Origin of the sequence: Chitinophaga horti, assembly GCF_022867795.2 — a bacterium.
In the GTDB taxonomy this organism is placed as follows: Bacteria; Bacteroidota; Bacteroidia; order Chitinophagales; family Chitinophagaceae; genus Chitinophaga; species Chitinophaga horti.
Map to the genome: position 1 here is coordinate 4,561,026 of NZ_CP107006.1, position 16,526 is coordinate 4,577,551.

Below are 16,526 nucleotides of genomic sequence, written 5' to 3' on the forward strand. Positions count from 1 at the left end.
ATTAAAAAGGGAGAGAGGAATCATCCCGCTCTCCCTTGTCTTTTTCGCTATCTGAACTCCAGGGGTACCGACAGCTTTACACTGAAATTACGTCCCATTCCGTACACGCCCGTACGCCCCGTCACCACGTTCTCCCCCGCGTATTTCAGGCGGTTGAGGTGGTTCTGATAGGCTTCATCAGTAAGGTTATTAGCGGCTATGTGCAAGGCAAACAATGTCCTGTTCTTCTTGTTCACGAACTCCGCGCCAATGCCTGCATTCAGCAAGGCATAACCACCGGTGACGGTTTCCGTATTATAAGCGCTGAACACATTTTTCTGATCCAAAAACTTATCTAGTTGCACCTTTGCGTACACATTACGTACGCCTTTACCATTCTTACGGAAGTCGCCCCTTAATTCGGAGAGCCAGCGTAATGGTGGAATGGCAGGCAGGTACTTCGTAGAATCACTACCGTTAGCCAGGCGACCTTCTACCCAGGAAAGAGAGTTACCGAAGTGCAGCCAATGGATAGGATGCGGGTGAATATCGATGGATACTTCACCGCCATACAGAAACGCGCGGCCCTGCTGGTATTGAAATGCGGCATAACCGTCTTCGTTTTCCGCTACAGGAATGGAATCGGTACCATCTGCCCCCAACAGCTTGCGGGAGTAAATGTAGTTGCTGATATTATTATAGAAGGCGTTTACACCAAAGCTGATATGTTCGGTATTCAACTCCACACCGGCATCTATCTGCGTACTTACTTCTGCATCCAGACCGGTGTTGCCGTACTCATAACGGATCGTTCCTTCGTGCACACCGTTGGCCGACAATTCCGCGATGTTCGGTGCCCTGAAACCACGGGCTACGTTCAGCTTGAGGGTGAGCTGTTCTATCGGCGCATAACTTAACCCCACACTACCGGATACATTCGCAAAATCGCGCTCGAATGCGTTGAAGCGGGTAATACCACCGGTTACGGGCGAAGGCACGGGCTTCTCTTCATCATCCAGATACAATGCGTCGGACGTGATGGTGCGGTAATCGAATCGTAAACCACCGGCTACGGTCAGTTTACCGAAGTTTTTGCGGGTGAGCGCGAACACGCCGGCATCAAACAGGTTATAGGATGGAATCAGGAACTCCGCGCCATGATTGCTGTTTTGCTGCTGCATACCGTTTACGCCGAACGTAGTTTGCCAGCCGTTCATATCGGCCAGGAAATATTTTATGCCGTAGTTAAACGTTTTTAATTTGAAGTATAAAGCCACGTCGTCCGGCGCTAAAACATCTTCGTACTCGCGGCGTTTGTTCACCTGGTAGCCGAGGTTTACGCTGATCCTGCTACCGTTGCGGAAGTACAGGCTGTTATCCCATATCAGCTTCTGGTGATCTATTTTTTGCTTCGGAAAGAGGGGATGATATGATTTGAAGTCGCTGTTCGTCGCAGCTACTTCTTCTGCTGTTCCGTTATCGTTAATCGGTTTAATGAACCGCCCGTCCTCATCACGTTCCCCTTCCACCAGTCCGGGTTCGAGGCTATACGAAGAGAACGACAGGCGTGAATACCCCCAGCTTTTATTCAACCCGATACCTGCGCCATAGTTCGTGTTACGGAACTTAGAGTTCAGCACATAATCGTCATACTTGTTTTTATAATCGTGCGCCAGTTTCTGCGTACCATACAACTTCCAGCTGAAACCATTCTGGTTGCCCGCAATGTTGGCATGATAACCGAACAGGCCGTTGTTGCTCTGGTAATTTGCATCAATGCCACCACGAATGGTGCCCGCAGGAACGGGAATATCTGAAATGATATTCACCACGCCGGCCAACGCATCGGAGCCATACATCAACGACGCCGGTCCTTTCAGAATCTCAATTTTATTGACGTTGTAGTCGTCTACTTCCAAACCATGTTCGTCCCCCCACTGCTGGCCTTCCTGGCGTACTTCGTCGTTTACGACTACTACGCGGTTATAGCCGAGACCGCGGATCACTGGTTTGGAAATAGCCGGGCCGGTACCTACCTGGCTCACGCCCGGCAACTGCGCAATCGCATCTACCAGGTTGGAAGAAACGGTACGGTCCAAAAAGTCTTTACGCACAATACTGATGGGCGTTGGGTTCTGGCGGAGTAAAGTCGCCACGTTCACACCCGTTACCACTACTTCGTTCTGTTCCGTTACGGACATGCCGAGTACGAAGTTGCGGCTGGTGTTACCATTGATGACCACCTGCTCGGTAATAGCAGCGTGTCCGATATAACGCACCTCTACCAGGAAACGGCCCTGCGGCAGGTGTTTAACGGAGTAATTACCCTGGGCGTCAGCAACAGCGCCGAGTTTGAGATCAGGAAAATAAATGGTGGCACCGGGTAATGGCCCCTGGTTGTTTTTGTCGGTAACAGTGCCGGAAAGGGTATTATCCTGCCCAGGTTCCTCGTTAGCGAATAATTTAAAAGGCGAAATAATGAGCAGGCAAATAGCCAGCACGCGAGCGTATAGCATGTTAATCACGATCTGAGTAAAGAGAAATAAGTGTCCCAGCCCGTTTAGGGCTGCATCAGGTTAAACAATGGCAATCGCAGCAGGTGGCCCCCGTAAAGCGAAGAAGTACGAGTCAACCGTGGTAACGGCTATGGGAAGCGCAGGCATAAAAACACCGAACAATACATCGGCGCCTGCCAGATAAGTTTGATGTGAGGGTAAATACGTGTCCACTTCCCACTGCAGCCAGTCGCAGTGCGTGTGGTGTTCGGAGATGGTGAGACCATCAACATGAGCCGCGGGGGCCTCATCCTGTGTATCGGCGTGGCCGGCAAAATGATGCAGGTAATCGCGGGGCGTAATATAAAAGCTGAATACGCCCAGCAAGACCAATACCCCTATTTTTTGCAGCACTTTCCGCACCTGGTAGTTTATTTACCAGGCAAAGATAGGAAAGTATTGCAACAAAGTTGCAGGGTAGCCCGTCAGAAGCGTCGGCTGATTCAGCTTCTGCCGTTGCAGCACCTTATAGAATCGAAATTCTTCGTGCAGGCACATGTATACATACGCCTTCATTGGCAAGGCTGTCCCTACTTCACCTTCATCATACTCCTCACCTGCTGTACCATTCCGTTCTGGAAACGGGCATAGTAAATACCGGTAGGCAATATGGTGGCATCGAAGTCGATGGTGTACTTGCCGGCTGTCATCACCTTATCCAGCGGCGTGGCCAGCAAACGGCCCATTGTATCAAATATCTGGATCAATGTATGCCCACCGGAAGTTTCGTAGGAAATGATCGTTCTGGCGACAAATGGATTGGGATAGTTGGAAATGAGGTTTTTACCGGCGTTCTGGTTTACGTCGGGGATGTTGGTCACCGTGCTGCAAGCCAGGCTGTTTACCAGCGGCAATTGCTGGTAATCCTTCATCATTACTTCGTCGAGCGCGGCTTTCTTAATACAGAACCACTGCTCCAGCAACGAAGCGTATACCGAACGGAAGTCGTACTGCATCGGCACGTTATCGTTCACATTGGCCTGCCCAGGCATATCGGGCGTATTACCCAGTACACCGGGATTGATATAATCACCGAACAAAATCATCGGCGCAGCGGCACCATGGTCGGTACCCATACTGCCGTTGGATTTGATACGGCGGCCAAATTCGGAGAAGGTCATACCGATCACCCGTTGCGATACTTTATGGCCTTTAAGGTCGGCCATAAACTCGCTGATGGCGTTGGACAGGTTGCCGAGCAGGTTGGCGTGTGCACCAGTAGATGTATCGCCGGAGTTGGTCTGGCTGGCGTGGGTGTCGAAACCACCAATGCTCACCATGTACAGGCGGGTTTTTAATCCGCCGGCGATCAACCGTGCTACGATCTTCAGCTGCTGGGAAATAGACGTATTGCTGTAAGGTCCCTGGCTGGTTACTTTACCTGCGGCCAGTTTAATGGAGTCGGCGTATTTGTTCGACTGCTTCGCGATCATACGAATGTACTTCAGTTCCTTACCGGCTTTGGTATTCGGCACATCATCCTCCTTACCTTCCAGCAAATCGTAAAAGCTGCTCGTACTCGTAATCGCCATGCCCGTATTGGTTACCGGCCCCTGGAAGGCTGGCGACACGATAGAGCCGATCTGGATGGCCAGCGGATCGGGCATTTCGGCATTTGGAAAACCGACTGGATAGTTGGGATATTCTGTTTGCAGGTAACGGCCGCCCCAACCAGTGGTGATCACGTCATTGGCGTCGGAACCTGTCAGCCAGATATCTGTAGCGCGAAAGTGAGAGAAGTTAGGCGAAGGATAACCAACGCTTTGTACCACACACACTTTACCTTCGTTATACAGCGATTGTAATTTAGTCATGGAGGGATGTAAACCCGCTTTCTTCACGTTTACCAGTGGCAGCACGCGCCCTTCGGCGATCGCGATGTTACTGCGCGCGTTCACGTAACCGGAATACTTGTCCAGGGGAATAACCATGTTAAGACCATCATTACCACCCGTCATTTGTATCATGACCAGTACGTGATCATTATCGGTGGCAGCGCCCTGGAGGGCCGACAGTAAAGGCGAAGCGCCGAATGCTTTAACGGAGAACCCGTTTATGAACGACGGCAGAATGGCTGCCGGCGCGGTATATTTAAAAAATTCTCTTCTTTTCATAAAGGCTTTTCAAAAAAGGTGATCAGGATAATTGGTATTCAGACAGGTCCATGATGTACTTATAGAACGACTGCAAGCGGCCATGTACCACTTCGCGGGCCATCATGTTCGACTTGTCGGCCATATAAGCATTCCAGGCGGTTGTCCAGTAGTAATCCATGTCCTGGTCCGACAGCAGTATCTTTCGCAGTGCTTCTTTCACTTCCGCAGACACGTCCATCCGGTGCAAAATACTCAGCGACTCATCCCGCAGTTGTATCGGATCTTCGGGAGCGCTCAGCATTTCTGCAAAGGCCATCGGATCAATGACAATGGTACCGCCCGAACGACTGATACCAGAGGTAATCATCTGATCACTGTACATATTACGTTTGGGATACGTATCCGTATTGATCCACAGCTCATGGAACTGCGGCTCCTGGAAGTACGCTTCCCAACCCGATACCAGCGGCGGATCACCAATGTTCTGCTGCTGGTTGGCCGCCGCCTGTTGTACAATGCTCCACGCACCGTAAGCCGCCATATAATCGGTGGTAACGGAGGGGAACTGTACGCCAAACTCGCGGCAAAGGCCCACTGAAAAGTCGATCGGACTTTTAATGAGGCACGACATGTTTAACGGGTCGTAAAAATGTTCGCTTTTGAAAAGTGCGGAGAGTAAAGGTTTTATTTCATAATTGTTTGTTCTGAATATTTGGGCCAGCGGTGTAATCACGTTTGTTTCTGTAGCGTCGTCGATTTCGTAGTACACGAAAAAGCGGTAGAACCGGCGGCACAGGTACTTGGCCACTTCTTCCTGCTGGAAGATCACGTTCAGTAATTCGTCCAGCTCCTTGGTACCATCGGGCCCCGTACGACCGGAGATCACGCGGTTGAACAGGAAGGCGGAAAATTCTTTATTGGTGATGTCGTGTTTCGTGGCGTCAAAGAAAGAAGTAATCGTAGTCGGGTTGATGCGGTAGCCGGTGAGTACGCGTGCAGCCGCCCTCACATCTTCCTCCGTATACTGCGACATCTCCCCTTTACCGCAGGTAAACAGCTCGAGCAACTCGCGGGCATAGTTTTCGTCGGCCGCTGTTTTTTCGTTCAGGTAGCCGTTCAGATATACCAGCATGCCCGGCTCCAGCGTCACCGCTTTCGTGAGGGCTTTGAAGTTACCGAGTGCGTGTTGCCTTAATACGGTGTTGTGGTTGTATACGTAACGCGCATCCTTGATCGTCACCGCTTCGGTAGCGAAGTGATTGTGCCAGAAGAGCGTCATCTTTTCGCGCATGCTCCTGGGCTGGTTTACCATCAATCCCAGCCACCAGGCTTTGAAAGATTGGCGACGCGCATTTTCCAGGTCGTCATTATCGGCGATCGGCGCAGACATCACCCAGCTAGCACCTGCGGCTATTTCGGGATCCGCCTCGTCGTTCTGGTAATTATTGATCGGCGGAGCGGGTGTAGTGTCTGCAAAATTGAGCAGCGCATCTACAGCGGCATCCATGCCTAAACCTTTAAAATAGTTGACATCCGGAACGGCGGCACCGAACATGGCTCTTTTAAGAAGATGGACCACCTGGGCAGTGTTCCAGGGACCAGTATAAGGAGCAAGACCGGAAAGCGTACGCGCAGCTTTCACAGGTGCTTTTTTGTTACGGGATGGGGCGAGCGCCAAAAAACTTCTGCGATCCATTTAGATACGGTTAGGATTGATGATGGTTTTTCCTGCAACCAAATTAATAAAATCTTTAATTCAATTACATTATTTTATATAATTAGGGAAAAAAGATGGCAATGGGACTGACTCTAAGCGGTTTATCGATGGTTACATCTCGTAGCTTTCCAATTTTATATAACATCCCCTAAACGTAAGCACCCAGGGTTTTATTGCACGCCTGATAAAGTGATGAATATCATATGGATAATAAACGGGGCTGACCAAAAATCAACGCGAAAGGCTACGATGACAGGGGTTGTATCCTGTACGCCTGTAAAAAGAGGCTGACCAAAAATAATGGCCAGCCCCGCTATCAAAATAATTAACTCATTAAAACCGTTCGATCACCCCGGCAATGCCCTGGCCACCGCCCACACAGGCAGTTACCACGCCATACTTTTTACCCAGGCGTTTCAGGTCGCCCAGTTGCTGGATGGTAAGTTTGGCGCCGGTACAACCCAATGGGTGCCCCAATGCGATGGCGCCACCGTTAATATTCACCTTTTCCGGATCGATGTTCAGTTCGCGGATAACGGCTACGGCCTGCGAAGCGAAAGCCTCGTTCAGTTCTACCAGGTCGATGTCGTTGAGCGTTTTACCGGCACGTTCCAATGCTTTAGGCACCGCCGCCACCGGGCCAATCCCCATGATGCGCGGATGTACACCTGCCGATACGCAGGATACCAGTCGGCCAATCGGCTCCAATCCCAGCTCCTTCACCATTTTACCGCTCATGACGATCACGAAAGCAGCGCCGTCGGAGGTTTGGGATGAATTGCCCGCCGTCACAGAACCACCGGCAGCAAATACCGGTTTCAGTTTGGCCAATGCCTCTAAAGAAGTGTCGGCGCGTGGCCCTTCATCGGTATCCACTACATATTTGCGGGCTTGCTTTTTGCCTTTTTCATCCAGGTAAATTTCTTCCACGTTGATAGGAAGAATACCCTCTTTGAAATGCCCGTTCTGTATAGCGGCAATCGCACGTTGGTGCGAGCGGTACGAGAACTCGTCCTGTTGCTCGCGGGAGATATTAAATTCACGGGCTACCGCTTCCGCAGTAAGCCCCATGCTGAGGTAATAATCGGGAGTAGTGCTGGTTACCGTGTAGTTAGGCACTGTTTTCCAACCAGCTACCGGCACAAGGCTCATGCTTTCGGTACCTCCGGCAATGATGCAATCTGCCATACCGCTTTGGATCTTAGCCGTAGCGATGGCGATCGTTTCCAGGCCGGATGCGCAGTAACGGTTAACGGTCATGCCTGGCACTTCGATGCCAAGTGCGCGTACAGAGATCAGGCGGCCAATTTGAAGCCCCTGTTCTGCTTCCGGCACGGCGTTACCAACAATCAAATCATCTACACGGCCTGGCTCCAGTTGCGGTACAGATTTCAGCAAACCGGTAATCACATCAACGGCCAGGTCATCCGGACGGTAAAACCGGAAACCACCGCGTTTCGACTTAGTCACCGCGGTCCTGTAACCGGCTACGATATATGCATCCTGCATGGTTAACTCATTTTGTTCCTACCAAATTTAAGGTATTGTGTTCAATTTAAGCGCAGGGTAAACCTAGTTGGCTTTGAACGGTAAACGCACGCTGTTTATACCCGCCACAATGCCGTAACCACCCATAACATTGGTGTACACTTTGGAGGCGTCGGTGAGCACATTACCGCTGTTAGTCACCTGTATATCAAAACTTCTGAGGTAGTTGTAAGCGGCCGGGGTGAGGGAAGTAATTTCCAGTATAAGTTGCTGACCGGCCGGTACCGCTTTTTCCGTTTGCATGAAGATGGTGAGTTTGCGACCATTGAACCGCTCGTCGTTAATAACGTTCGTCTCAAAATATTGCGGGCTGATCACGTTCATGAAATCACTGTTGTAGGACGCATCGAATCGTACTTTTAAGGCGGTCTTTATCACCACCGCGCCATTTACTTCTTCCGCCGCATATACACGGATGCGGTAGTAGTTCACGACATCGCTACGGTCCTGCAGTTCGAAGTTGAGCCGACTGCCGCCAGCAAAGGCAGCCACGTTACCGGCGATGGGTGCCAGTGGCAACGAATCCTTCGCCACGATGGGCTCCAGCCCATTATGTATGGCGGTTACTTCGTAGCTACTGCCATATTTCACGTTTCTGGCTGATACAAAATAGCCCACGCTATTGATCACCTGGCGTGTAACGGGAATGGCTACCCCATCTTCCAGCAACTGCACATCGGCAGCTACCAGTTCCTCGAAGTTTACCGCTCCGGGCCGCGTGCTGCGCGTTACGCGAATATACACCGGGCTATCGGCCTGCATAAAAGTGTTTACCACAATTTTATCACCGGCGTAAGGCACATCCACATCCACTTTCTTTTCGCAAGCGGTGACGGCCAGTACAAATAATCCTATCAAACTAAATAATACCTTTTTCATGCTACACTATTTAGCGCGTATGGAAAATGTTAAACTTGGTAATACAGGCAGCAGTGTAAACTGAGTAAGATCGCGCCTGCCCATGTTCTCGTCATACTTATAGTAATAGTAAAACGGATTCTTGCGGTTATACACATTGTACACACTCATGTTCATCGAATAGTCGAACTTTTTACGCTGCCAGTTATACGACACACTAAGGTCCAGCCGGTGCTGGTCCATCGTGCGTAATGTATTCCTATCCCCCACATAATCTACCTGCCCGCTACCCGGCAGCAATGGCGGATCGTAAGGCGAACTTCCCGGTGCCGGCTCATAACTCGCGGAAGCCAGTGTTAACGGCATGCCAGACATGTACATCCAGTTGGCCGACAGCTCCCAGTTCTTTTCAAAACGGTGGGATAACATCAGCTCCAGGTCGTGCAGGTGATCGTATTTGTAAGGAAATATTTTACCATTGTTGATGTTCGGAAAGCTACGCCGCGAGCGCGACAGGGTGTAGCCGACTGTTGCCTGTGTACGACCGGCCTTCTTTTGCGCCAGCAGTTCAAAGCCATAACTGCTGCCTTGTCCTATGACTACTTTTTCATCCCAGCTCTTGGTGGCCGACTGAAAATTACCTGCCTGCTCCTCGTACTCGATCACGTTCTGCATGGTTTTGTAATAGGCTTCCAGCGATAATTCGTACTGTTTGTCCTTACTCGTCTTCGCCAATCCAAGCGCCACCTGGTTCGATATCATGGGCCGCACTTTGTCGGTTACGGGCACCCATAAATCTGTCGGCAAATAAGTACTGTTGTTCGACAACAAATGAATGTACTGCACCATCTTCGTATACGTCCACTTCATGGCCCAGTTGCGCGGCAGCATGTACCGGAAGCCCAGCCGGGGCTGCACGGAGCGATACCATTCCGGGAAGATCATAAATGCGGAAATGTGTAACCCCAGGTTCAGGTGCAAAGAATCGGAAATCCGCCAGTCGTCTTCGGCATACATAGACAGTTCGAGTCCGCCCGGTTTTTCTTTATTATACGCCGTGTCGTACACATCGTTCTCCTGGCTGCTGAACTGGGTGATGCCGGGTTCAAAAATGTGATAGGCGCCCTGCAAACCGAAACGCACCACGTGGTTCGGGTGCGGACGATAGTCGTAATCAAGCTTCAACGATCCGTTCTGGGTGCGGGAGTAGTATTTACCGAACAGGTTATCCTTTTCCGGTACGCGGAACGATTCGTATTTATACCGGTAATCGGTGAGGAAAAAGTATTGAGAAAAACTGGCTGTCAGGTTCGAGAACAACCGCGGATTGTACAGGTGATTCCAGCGCAGCGAGTAGATCTGATTGCCCCATCCCAGCCTAAAATTCAGCATTTCCTGGTAACTCTTGTCGCCAAAAGAATCGTTATATTCCTTGTCGGTGAGCAATTTCATATTATCCTGTCCGCCATAGGCGCTAATGAACAAACGATCGCGCGGCGAAAAGATGTGGTTAATCTTGATGTTCGCATCATAAAACATCACACCAAACTCACCGTTATCGCCCACGTCGAGGTTCTTTTCCACGAAGGGTTGCATGTACAGGTCGGCCAGGGAACGGCGACCGGTGAGTACGAACGACGTTTTATTTTTCCAGATAGGCCCTTCTACGATAAACTTGCCCGAGAGTAAGCCTGCAGAGGCCTCCCAGCGATACTTATGCATATCGCCGTCTTTGAGGGAGACATCTGTTACGGACGATAATCGTCCGCCATAGCGTGCCGGGAAAGCGCCTTTATACAGCTCCACGTTCTTCACCAGGTCGGGGTGAAACACAGAGTAAATACCAAAAAGGTGCGACGGATTATACACCGGTGTACCATCCAGTAATACCAGGTTTTGTTCCGGACTGCCACCCCGTACGTTCATGCCACTCACCCCATCGCGACCGCCACTCACGCCGGGCATTGCCATCATCGTTCGCAGCACATCCTCTTCGCCTAACAATTTCGGCATTGTTTTCACCTGCGATAGCGGTATACTGATGCGACTCATCTGCGTTTGGTCCTGCAGTTTCGGAGCCGATTCCGTCACCTCCACCTGCTTTAAGGTATTGGAAGGCTTAAGCTGCACCTTCAGCTGCCGGCTCGATTTATCTTTCAGGCTGATCATCACCGGTTCGTAACCGATGTAAGTGGCGATCAGCGTAAGCGTATCTCTTTTCGTGGTCAGACTGTAAAACCCATATTGGTTGGAAACAGTGCCTACCTGTAACAGCGGCGAATACACAGTAACGCCAATCAGCTTTTCGCCGGTGATCGCATCTTCCGCGTAACCGCTGATCGTTCGTTGTTCCTTCTTTTTAGCCGTAAGTACGATCTGTTCGCCAATGCGTTTGTATTCAACGCCGTTTTCGTCGAACACCAGTTCCATCAGGCGTTTTAGCGATACATTACGCACATCTACATCCACCATTTGCGACATACGCACGACGTCGCGGCTGTACGAAAACTGGATGCCATAGGTTTTACCTAACTGACGGCATACTTCGGATAAAGGTTGTTGTTTAACAGAGAGGGAAACACGCGTGCGCCAGTTCCAGGCCCACGACTGCAACGGAAAATACAGTAAAAGCATACCCAAAAGCAGTTTCCTGGCAAGCGGTTTCATTATAAGGCGGTAGTTATAGCGGTTACTGTTATTCTACAATGTAAATTCCGGGGGCTTTTTGTGTAATGGAAATGCCATTCATATAGGCCAGCGTTTCCACCACTTCTGCTATCGGGCGGTTATTGAAGTTCGTTGTTATAGGCGTTTTCAGCAAACCGGTATCTTTCACTTCAAACTTCACGTTGTAGATCGCCTCTACGGTTTCGATCACATCGCTGAGTGGCGCATCTTCAAAACTGAGTTCAAGCTTTTCCACATCCACCACATGGTCTACAATGTAAGGCTTGCGGTTCGGCTCGGGCTGCCGGAGTAACATGCCGGGCGTCATCACCAGGCTGCGTTGCTCCTTGTTATTCATCACCATGATCTTACCACTGGTTACATGAATATCCAGCGGCCTGTTCTCGCGAAAATCGATCGAAAACTGTGTACCCAGTACCCTTACCATCATATCCTCGTTCATCTGCACTTCGAAAGGATGCTGCTCGTCTGCCGTTATATCAAAGAAAGCCTTGCCCTTCAGGTAAACCCGTCGTTCCTTTTTACCGAAATCCTGCGCCACCCGAAGTTCGGAGGCACTGTCCAGTCGCACCTTACTGCCATCGGGCAGTACCTGCTCCTGCACGCCATTGAACACCAGTGTTTTTTCCCCTGGCCCGGAAGTGAGGTTCCACACACCTACCCCGGCGGCCACAATGGCCAGTATTACCGCGGCGGCAGGCAACCAGCGGCGTTGTTTGCGCCCGGGCATCGCTACCACTTTGGCCCCTTCGGGCTGAATAGTGTTTAACAGCCGTTGCCAGGAGGCCTCGGTATTCACCACCGTTTGCACGGGCGCGGGCGCCTCCAGCATTTTACGCACCCCTTCCAGCACCGCCTCGTTGGCAGCGTTGTCGGCTCTCCAGGTATCAACCCACTGCCGCTCCAGCCCGTCCGCTTCGTTAAGCAGGTACTTGCAGAGCAACGTGTAGAGCGCCTCGTCGGGATGCAATTCGTTCATGAAACAGTGTAACTTTTATAATAGACGCTTAACGGAGCCTGAGCCCCCTACGCCGGTTTAACTTTTTTTGCGATCGCTATCAACATCAAAATCAGTGGCAAATACTCCTTCAGTTCCCCGTGCAGGATCTTTAACGCCTTGCCCATCTGGTTTTCGACGGTTTTAACGGAGATGTCCATAACAGTGGCTATTTCGGCATACTTCAGGTGTTGCTGGCGGCTCAGCACGAATACCTCGCGACAGCGCTCCGGTAATTTCTGCAAGGCCTGGTGCAGCATTCGTTCCAGCTCGCGGGCCTGTATCACATTGTCGGAGGCGGTGGACTGCGACAAGCCGAAGTCCGTTTCCTTGCCACTGCGTACCTGCTGCTTGCGCCACTGGCTGATGGCGGTGTTACGGATTGCGGTGAACAGGTAAGACTTTACGGAGCCGGTGATCGCGATAGCCGCGCGTTTCTCCCATAACTGGGTAAACACGAGCTGTACGATCTCCTCTCCCTCCAACGGATCGCCGGTATAATGTATGGCGAACGAGAGGCAGTGCGGGTGATGCTCCTTAAATATCTGTTCAAATTCCCGTAACTCCATGGTGCGATTAACGCGACAAATGTAACCCGCCTTCCCCAAAAATCAAGGTGCGGGGCTGAATTATAGTAATAATTAGCGAAAGGTAATATATATGTGATATTTAACGATACTTTATCTTTGCACCACGCATGTACGGATTAATTAAAAAAATACTCTTCTGCTTTCCTCCTGAAAGCATTCACCACGGCGTAATGCGTGGTTTAAAAGTGATGCATGGTTTGCCCCTGGGCAAAAACCTGCTGGGCTCTTTTTGTCGCCCGGATGATACCGGCCTTCAGCGCGAAGTGTTCGGACTCACTTTCAAAAACCCTGTAGGCCTTGCTGCCGGGTTTGATAAAGACGCCAAATACATCGATGAGCTGTCGGACCTCGGCTTCGGTTTCGTGGAAATCGGTACCGTAACGCCTGTGGGCCAGCCCGGTAACGAGCAGCCCAGGCTGTTTCGCCTGCCGGCCGACCAGGCGCTCATTAACCGTATGGGCTTTAACAACGAGGGCGCTAAAGCAGCTGCGAAACGACTGGCCCTGCGCAAGTCGAACATCATCGTGGGCGGCAACATCGGTAAAAACAAACTTACGCCGAACGAGGATGCGGTAAGCGACTACGAGAAATGTTTTCATGCCTTATATGATGGCGTAGACTATTTCGTGGTAAACGTGAGCTCGCCCAATACCCCCGGTTTACGCGCCCTGCAGGAAAAGGAGCCGCTGAAACAGCTGCTGCACCACCTGCAAACGATTAATGCGGCCAAACCAAAAGCGAAACCCATCCTGCTTAAAATAGCACCGGACCTCACCCCGGAGCAGCTGGACGATATCGTCGAAATCGTTAACGAAACCAAACTGGCCGGCATCGTGGCCACCAATACCACGATCAGCCGGGAAGGGCTTGCCACCCCCAACGCCGAAGTGGAAAAGATCGGCATGGGCGGACTGAGCGGGTTGCCGGTGAAAGAAAAGGCTACCGAAGTGATCCGGTACATCCACCGTAAATCGGGCGGCAGCATCCCCATTATCGCCGTAGGCGGCATCTTTACCGCCGAAGACGCCCAGGAAAAGCTGGACGCTGGCGCGGTTTTGGTGCAGGTGTACACGGGCTTCATCTACGAGGGGCCTGCCATTGTGAAAAAAATCTGCTCGGGACTCAAAAAATAAACTCAACCCAATAAATCATGGAACAATTCCTGACGGCTGATGCCATTATCAGCCTCTTTACCCTCATACTCATGGAAGTCGTGCTGGGTATCGATAACGTAATTTTCGTATCCATTGTCATGAACCGCCTGCCGGTAGAAAAACGGCTGACGGCGCGCCGCATCTGGATGTTTACCGGCATCGGCGTACGCGTAATACTGCTGCTGTGCATCGGGTACATCGTAAGGGCCGTACACCCTTTATTTACCATTGCCGGCCACGGTTTCAGCCTGCGCGACCTCATCATGCTCGGTGGTGGTTTGTTCCTGCTGATCAAAACCACCATGGAAATTCACCACAAGCTGGAAGGTGAAGAAGAGGCCACCCTCAACGAAAACGCTAAAGGCGGCAATGCCAAACTGGCCAAAGTGATCGGACAAATCATCCTCATCGACACCGTTTTCTCGTTCGACAGTATCATTACCGCCGTGGGCCTGGCCAAACATGTACCTATTATGATCATTGCGGTAATAATCGCCATGTTTGTCATGTTCCTGTTCGCGCCCCGCATCAGCGACTTCATCCACAAACACCCTACTTTCAAAATGCTGGCCCTCTCCTTCCTGGTAATGGTGGGCGTGGTGTTGATCGTAGAAGGCTGGAGCGCCGAAGCAGCCCACGACCTGCACCTGAAGAACTATGTATACTTCGCCATGGCCTTTTCCTTCCTGGTTGAACTCCTGAACATGAAAATGCGCAAAAATACCCAGAAGCCGGTGGAACTGCGCCAGCCCAAGATAGAAGAGTAGTTATTATCAATAAGTTAGTCCAAAGCCCGGTCGTTAAGGCCGGGCTTTTTTTATGGATGTAACCAGCTTTAACCCTCTCCTGAGCCCCCGTTGCGTCGCACACCTCGCCGGTTTTACCCATTTTCGTCAACATGTTAAAATAACATCATCCCTACCCCATCAGTTTTCCCAGGCGTCCTCTATGGCCCTGTCAGCCTTGCTACCGGGAAGCCGCATCCCTGCTGGATAATTCACGTATCCTTCGTATATCCTTCGTTAATATTAGGTATATCTTTCGTATATTGTTCGTATGTATACGAAGAATATACGAACAATATACGAAGGATCTACGAAGGATTAACGAAGAATCATGCAAGGATGGCGCAAAGATGGTGGTAGGATATTACCCTCGTTTCTCTGTCGTCAATTTTAACCGAAGAGAAGCAAATATGCGCACCCGGTCTTCACGCTGGCAAACACATGATGCCGGCCAGTGAGTGATACAACGGCGGCTGAAACGAGTTCGGAGGCCGGTTAACAAGGAAAAAAATTAAACCCTGCCGGGTATTTCCGAATTACTGGTCGTTTACTTACCTTTGCACCCGAAAAAGAGGGGCTACGCCCTTTTATATAAATCCATATAATTATATGTCTGGACAGCTTAAAGAAGTTCGCAACCGTATAAAATCTGTACAATCTACACAGCAGATCACGAAAGCCATGAAAATGGTGAGTGCTGCAAAGCTGCGCCGTGCGCAGGATGCCATCCAGCAAATGCGCCCTTACGCGGTGAAGTTGCAGGAGATGCTCCAAAACATCGTGAGCAACACCGAAGGTGAGCTGGAAATGTCACTGGCGGCTGTTAGGCAGGTAGAAAAGGTACTGATCGTGGTAGTTACCTCCGACAGGGGTCTCTGCGGCGCTTACAACTCCAACATCATCAAGCTGGCCAAACAAACCATCCGTGAGAAATACGCGGACCAGTATGCAAAAGGCAATGTAACCATCCTGCCAATCGGCAAAAAAGGTTACGAAGCGTTTGCGAAAGCTGGTTACAACGTGATCAGCTCACACTGGCACATTTTCGCAGGCTTGTCTTTCGACGCTGTGAAAAGCGCTGCAGGTGTAGCAATGGAAGGTTACACGAAAGGTGACTTCGACGCAGTAGAAATAGTTTACAGCCAGTTCCGTAACGCGGCAACACAAATCTTCACTGCCGAGCAGTTCCTGCCGATCGCGAAAGTAGAGAACACTGCTGGCAAAGGCCGTAAAGCAGATTACATCTTCGAACCAGAAAAAGGTGTACTGATCGCCGAACTGATGCCGAAAATCCTGAACACGCAGTTCTTCAAAGCCGTACTGGATGGCCAGGCTTCTGAGCATGGCGCCCGTATGACCGCGATGGATAAAGCATCTGAAAACGCTGCGGAAATCCTCCGTACCCTGAAGATATCTTACAACCGTGCACGTCAGGCTGCGATCACTACCGAGCTGACCGAGATCGTAAGTGGTGCTGCTGCCCTGGTGGGATAATCTTATACACAAGAAATCAACAGCATTTATTTTATATTTTTCGAATAAGGTCAAAGACTGTATTT

Annotated in this window: 12 protein-coding genes; 3 read left to right on the top strand and 9 right to left on the bottom strand. The window is 50.6% G+C overall.

Annotated features, from left to right (window positions below; all coding sequences use genetic code 11):
- Positions 1-47 precede the first annotated feature (47 nt).
- The 9 genes from MKQ68_RS18325 to MKQ68_RS18365 all read right to left on the bottom strand — a co-directional run bounded on the left by MKQ68_RS18325 (position 48) and on the right by MKQ68_RS18365 (position 13,007).
- Positions 48-2,495, bottom strand: coding sequence for a TonB-dependent receptor (locus MKQ68_RS18325; protein WP_264280382.1), 2,448 nt, complete (start codon positions 2,493-2,495; stop codon positions 48-50).
- 60 nt (positions 2,496-2,555) lie between these two features.
- Positions 2,556-2,888 (bottom strand): hypothetical protein, encoded by a 333-nt coding sequence (locus tag MKQ68_RS18330; protein ID WP_244842245.1) that lies wholly within the window; start codon positions 2,886-2,888, stop codon positions 2,556-2,558.
- A 176-nt stretch (positions 2,889-3,064) separates the two neighbouring features.
- On the bottom strand, positions 3,065-4,648 hold the full coding sequence (locus tag MKQ68_RS18335; protein WP_264280383.1) for a DUF1501 domain-containing protein: 1,584 nt from the start codon (positions 4,646-4,648) through the stop codon (positions 3,065-3,067).
- A 22-nt stretch (positions 4,649-4,670) separates the two neighbouring features.
- A complete protein-coding gene (locus MKQ68_RS18340; protein WP_264280384.1) occupies positions 4,671-6,326 on the bottom strand; it encodes a DUF1800 domain-containing protein in 1,656 nt (551 codons plus the stop codon).
- A gap of 354 nt (positions 6,327-6,680) precedes the next feature.
- Positions 6,681-7,856 carry a thiolase family protein gene (locus MKQ68_RS18345; RefSeq protein ID WP_244842255.1) on the bottom strand — a complete coding sequence of 392 codons (1,176 nt, stop codon included), beginning with the start codon at positions 7,854-7,856 and terminating at the stop codon, positions 6,681-6,683.
- A 63-nt stretch (positions 7,857-7,919) separates the two neighbouring features.
- Positions 7,920-8,774 carry a DUF4249 domain-containing protein gene (locus MKQ68_RS18350; protein ID WP_244842257.1) on the bottom strand — a complete coding sequence of 285 codons (855 nt, stop codon included), beginning with the start codon at positions 8,772-8,774 and terminating at the stop codon, positions 7,920-7,922.
- Between the two features lie 6 nt (positions 8,775-8,780).
- On the bottom strand, positions 8,781-11,387 hold the full coding sequence (locus tag MKQ68_RS18355) for a TonB-dependent receptor (RefSeq protein ID WP_264280385.1): 2,607 nt from the start codon (positions 11,385-11,387) through the stop codon (positions 8,781-8,783).
- 61 nt (positions 11,388-11,448) lie between these two features.
- Positions 11,449-12,420 carry a FecR family protein gene (locus MKQ68_RS18360; RefSeq protein WP_264280386.1) on the bottom strand — a complete coding sequence of 324 codons (972 nt, stop codon included), beginning with the start codon at positions 12,418-12,420 and terminating at the stop codon, positions 11,449-11,451.
- A gap of 47 nt (positions 12,421-12,467) precedes the next feature.
- The gene (locus tag MKQ68_RS18365) at positions 12,468-13,007 is read right to left on the bottom strand and encodes an RNA polymerase sigma-70 factor (protein WP_264280387.1); all 540 of its coding nucleotides are present in this window, start codon (positions 13,005-13,007) and stop codon (positions 12,468-12,470) included.
- A 128-nt stretch (positions 13,008-13,135) separates the two neighbouring features.
- Between MKQ68_RS18365 and MKQ68_RS18370 the strand changes: the two genes are divergently transcribed.
- From MKQ68_RS18370 to atpG, 3 genes are all read left to right on the top strand, one after another.
- The gene (locus MKQ68_RS18370) at positions 13,136-14,161 is read left to right on the top strand and encodes a quinone-dependent dihydroorotate dehydrogenase (protein ID WP_264280388.1); all 1,026 of its coding nucleotides are present in this window, start codon (positions 13,136-13,138) and stop codon (positions 14,159-14,161) included.
- 17 nt (positions 14,162-14,178) lie between these two features.
- Positions 14,179-14,949 carry a TerC family protein gene (locus tag MKQ68_RS18375; RefSeq protein ID WP_244842269.1) on the top strand — a complete coding sequence of 257 codons (771 nt, stop codon included), beginning with the start codon at positions 14,179-14,181 and terminating at the stop codon, positions 14,947-14,949.
- A 627-nt stretch (positions 14,950-15,576) separates the two neighbouring features.
- Positions 15,577-16,461 carry an ATP synthase F1 subunit gamma gene (atpG, locus tag MKQ68_RS18380; protein WP_264280389.1) on the top strand — a complete coding sequence of 295 codons (885 nt, stop codon included), beginning with the start codon at positions 15,577-15,579 and terminating at the stop codon, positions 16,459-16,461.
- The last annotated feature ends 65 nt before the right edge of the window (positions 16,462-16,526 follow it).